Annotated in this window: 4 protein-coding genes and 1 pseudogene; all 5 read right to left on the bottom strand. The window is 52.2% G+C overall.

Annotation, left to right across the window (positions count from 1 at the left end; all coding sequences use genetic code 11):
* A pseudogene (locus AC222A_RS18840) lies at positions 1–309 on the bottom strand (c-type cytochrome); the annotation flags it as partial.
* 27 nt (positions 310–336) lie between these two features.
* Positions 337–597 carry a hypothetical protein gene (locus AC222A_RS18835; protein ID WP_486775447.1) on the bottom strand — a complete coding sequence of 87 codons (261 nt, stop codon included), beginning with the start codon at positions 595–597 and terminating at the stop codon, positions 337–339.
* A gap of 14 nt (positions 598–611) precedes the next feature.
* Positions 612–1,319 carry a copper resistance protein B gene (locus AC222A_RS18830; RefSeq protein WP_486775446.1) on the bottom strand — a complete coding sequence of 236 codons (708 nt, stop codon included), beginning with the start codon at positions 1,317–1,319 and terminating at the stop codon, positions 612–614.
* The gene (locus AC222A_RS18825) at positions 1,319–3,142 is read right to left on the bottom strand and encodes a copper resistance system multicopper oxidase (RefSeq protein WP_486775448.1); all 1,824 of its coding nucleotides are present in this window, start codon (positions 3,140–3,142) and stop codon (positions 1,319–1,321) included. The genes AC222A_RS18830 and AC222A_RS18825 overlap by 1 nt, the downstream gene beginning before the upstream one ends.
* A 613-nt stretch (positions 3,143–3,755) precedes the next feature.
* A partial coding sequence (locus AC222A_RS18820; RefSeq protein WP_486775445.1) for a DUF4396 domain-containing protein occupies positions 3,756–3,963 on the bottom strand: 208 nt, incomplete at its 5' end.

Here is a 3,963-nt window from a genome sequence, read left to right as displayed (position 1 = left end):
CGGCGGGCGGGGGTAGAGCCCCAAGGTCATATCGGTTTGTGATACACCGGGCTTCAGGTGGCAACCCACACACATCTCGTTGTAGTCGGCACCGCCTGCCAAGAGCATCTCCGGATCGGAAAGATCCGGCACGCTGATGTCAGATGCCGCACGTGCAATCGAGCGTTCGCGCAGAGTTCCCAAAGCCCAGTAGGTAATTTTCAGGTGGGGTTCATTTGCTGCCACCGGATATACGCCAGAATAAATAAACCCGACTACCCCTGCTGTGGCGAGCAACAGGAGAGCAATCATTATTTTAATAGTCTTCATAGCAGCGCTCCTCCAACGCGTTCTCTATCAGTGATGACCGAGATCATCATCACCCCCTCTCTCTGCGCTATCTTCGCCCTGTGTCTGGCAGCGCTTGAGCATGGCTTGGATAATCGGACTGGATTTATCTAGTTCATTATCTGGTCGTGCGAGAAATTTATCGCAACGCGCCTGCTGCTCAACGCGTTGCTCTTCCGCGTTTCTACGTACTTTTTCTGGACTGTGCGCGAGCGCTGCACTAGTCATCAAGACGGCCAATACCGTTACTGCTAGTGATTTGCATAGCATGTTTTAAATTCTCCTCAATACCAGGCCCTGAAGCCGACAACGAGCTGGGTATCTTCAATTTCCTCACCCTCGGCAATGGCAAAATCTGCCGTGTTGCCGTACTTCTTATTCCAGTTCACTCCAACATACGGCGCGAACTCACGGCGAATTTCATATCGCAAACGCAAGCCGACCTGTGCGTCAGCCAGTCCCGAACCCACACCCGTTTCTTCGTCATTGTGGCCATAGGCGTTAAGCTCAAATTCGGGTGACAACACCAGCCGCTGAGTGAACATCAGTTCATACTCAGCCGACAGTCGCAGTCCTGTGCGCCCTGACCCGCCAATAAACAGAGAGGCATCAACTTCAAAGAAATACGGTGCCAGTCCCTGCACGGCAATAACGCCCCAATCCCGATTGGGTTCCGGTTCAAAATCCTTACGGGCACCGACCTGTAGATTCCAGTAGGTCGAAATAGCACGGCTATAAAGCGCCTGAAGCTCCAACTCCTCATACTCGCTGTCGACGTGCTCGGCCTCAGCTTTAACCCAGAGCTTGTTCAGGTCATATCCCACCCAAAACTGCCCTTCAAGAACCAAGGGATCAGGGCCTTCTGTGCTGCGCACCTCCAATTGATCAATCTTTCCCGAGGTCAGGAACGGGTCGTCATTTGCACCCGCCTGTACTCCCGTCGCAAAGACCGAGGACGCGCTCACTATGGCTATCTTTTGAAGTCTTTTCATTAGATGCGCACCCCTTTCTCGATACGAACCTCACGCATCATGCCCGGCATGTGGTACAGCAAATGACAGTGATATGCCCAACGACCGATGGCGTCAGCGGTTACCAGGTAACTGATTGTAGAACCCGGCTGCACAATAATGGTGTGCTTGCGAGGGATATAATCTGGCTCATTGGTTTCGAGTTCACTCCAAACACCGTGAAGATGTATTGGGTGTGTCATCATGGTGTCATTCACCAGCGTAATACGAACTCGCTCGCCGTATCTCAGGCGTATAGGGTCGGCATCAGCAAACTTGATACCGTCCATTGACCACATATAGCGTGACATATTCCCCGTCAGATGGATTTGGATTTCACGTTCCGGATCGCGCTTATCAAGCGTAGGGTAGAGGTTTCGAATATCGGCGTAGGTCAATACCTTACGACCATAACGCTGTGCGTGATCACGCAACCCAATGCCCGGATCATGCAGCCCGCTTTTTGGTGACTGTGCCCGCATATCAATGTGTGGGCCAAACTCGGTTTTAACGTGTTTTATCTCCGCCCGACTTCCAAACCCAGCGGGCGCCGGTTGACCTGCCATGTGTTTGGCGTGCATCCCGTGCTTGCTGTGATCAACGCCTCCCATGCTGCGCTGACTATGATCCATGCCACTCATGTTGTGTTGGCTGTGATCCATCCTGCCCATGCTATGCTTACTGTGATCCATGCCACCCATGTTGTGCGTGCTATGATCCATGCCGCCCATATCGTGTGACATTCCCATATCTGCGTGCCCCAGCAAGGGCGCGTGATCCATCGGAGGTACTTCGGCTTGCCAATCCGCGTTGGGGGTGAGCGTACCCCGCGCGTACCCACTGCGATCAATGGTTTGGGCAAAGAGCGTATAGGCTGAATCGGCATCCGGCTCAACAACGACGTCGTAGGTTTCCGCAACGCCTATTCGGAACTCGTCAACGCTGACAGGTTCTATGTTCTGCCCATCGGTAGCTACGACCTTCATTTTCAAGCCGGGAATGCGAATGTCGAAAATAGTCATCGCGGCCGCATTGATAAAGCGCAAGCGTACTTTTTCACCTGGTTTAAAGAGAGCAGTCCATCCGACATCAGGTGTTACACCATTCATAAGAAAGGTATAGGTATAACCAGTAACATCCGAAATATCGGTCTGGCTCATGCGCATAATGTTCCACATTTTGCGCTCACTCCAAGTCTGGGCGACTCCCTTTTCCTTAATATCTCGCCAAAGGTCACCCGCAGTGCGTTCCTGAAAATTGTAGTAATGACTCATCTTTTTCAGGTTGGCGTATATGTCTTCCGGATCGTTGTCAGACCAGTCCGAAAGCAGTACGACGTAATCTCGATCACAGTCAACCGGGTCTGACTCTTTCGGATCGATCACAATCGCGCCATAGACACCGGTCTGCTCCTGCCAACCAGAGTGAGAATGGTACCAATAGGTGCCGTTCTGCTTTACGTCAAACTGGTACTCAAAAGTCTCACCCGGCTTAATACCGTCGAAGCTCAAGCCAGGAACGCCGTCCATTTCGGTCGGAAGAATCATGCCGTGCCAGTGGATAGAACTATCGTGGGACAGATTGTTGGTTACTCGCAGTGTGACGCGATCGCCTTCTTTCCAGCGAAGAATGGGGGCAGGCACAGTGCCATTGATAGCTGTCGCCGTGCGCTCCGCACCTGTAAAGTTAACGGGCTGATAACCAATGGTTAAATCGAACTGACTACCCGTCAATACACTGGGGCGGATATTCCGGTTAGGAGTGGCCGCTACGTTAGCGCTACGCAGACTAACACCAGCCAGCATAGTGCCAGCAGCCGCGCCGGTCACAAACCGACGGCGTGAAAGTTGATTGAACACAGTATTTACCTTCTATCTGAAACGGTGAAATCACAAAGCGCGCAAATTCGGGGCGCACTGATCCCGTGTCAGGCAGAAATCGGAGGTTTCAGAAAGGAAAAACTGGGTGGTAAGGGGGGGCTCCGATGGTAGTTTTCGGTCATCGGCGAACGGGGAGGGAAATTATTGGTGGCGGCTCTTGTGAGAATCGTCGTGCCGCAACCGCCAACACAGCAGTCGCAGTCAAACGTGCAGCATTCTGCGGAATCAGTTCCTGTCTGACTGTGTGCACTGTGGCGTGAATGTATCGTGACAGCATCACTGGCTTCGTCCGCGTGACAGCCTGTCGCGCCGTCCGTTGTGGAATCCGTGTAAGAGCCATTTGATAGGGGAGAGACAAGATCACTACTGGAAATGGCAGCCAAGACCGTTCCACCCGGCTGTAGCAAGGTGAGTATGATCATCAGGCTCGCAATCCAGTGTCGCTTCATGCGCTTAAACAATACCCGTATTCAGAGATAAAGATAATGTAAACCCTGAAGTAAGGCCAAGGTCAACCCTCGACCTTACTATTTACACGTTAGTGACAGGCCTTCCCGTGTCGACGCAATCGCCAGTAGTTATACGGCCAGGGAGTCAGGAAACCAGCCAGCAAGCTTGGGCCTATTGACCACCAAGTCAAGGCCGCCTTTCCCACCAGCAGATAGTCGGTTAAATTCATGGCAAACTCCATCGCCAGCATACTAACCAAACTCATACCAATGGCAGTCTTAAATGCCAGTTTGAAA

It is taken from the genome of Litorivivens sp. (genome assembly GCF_057445395.1).
This window is presented reverse-complemented; position numbering and strand designations above follow the sequence as displayed.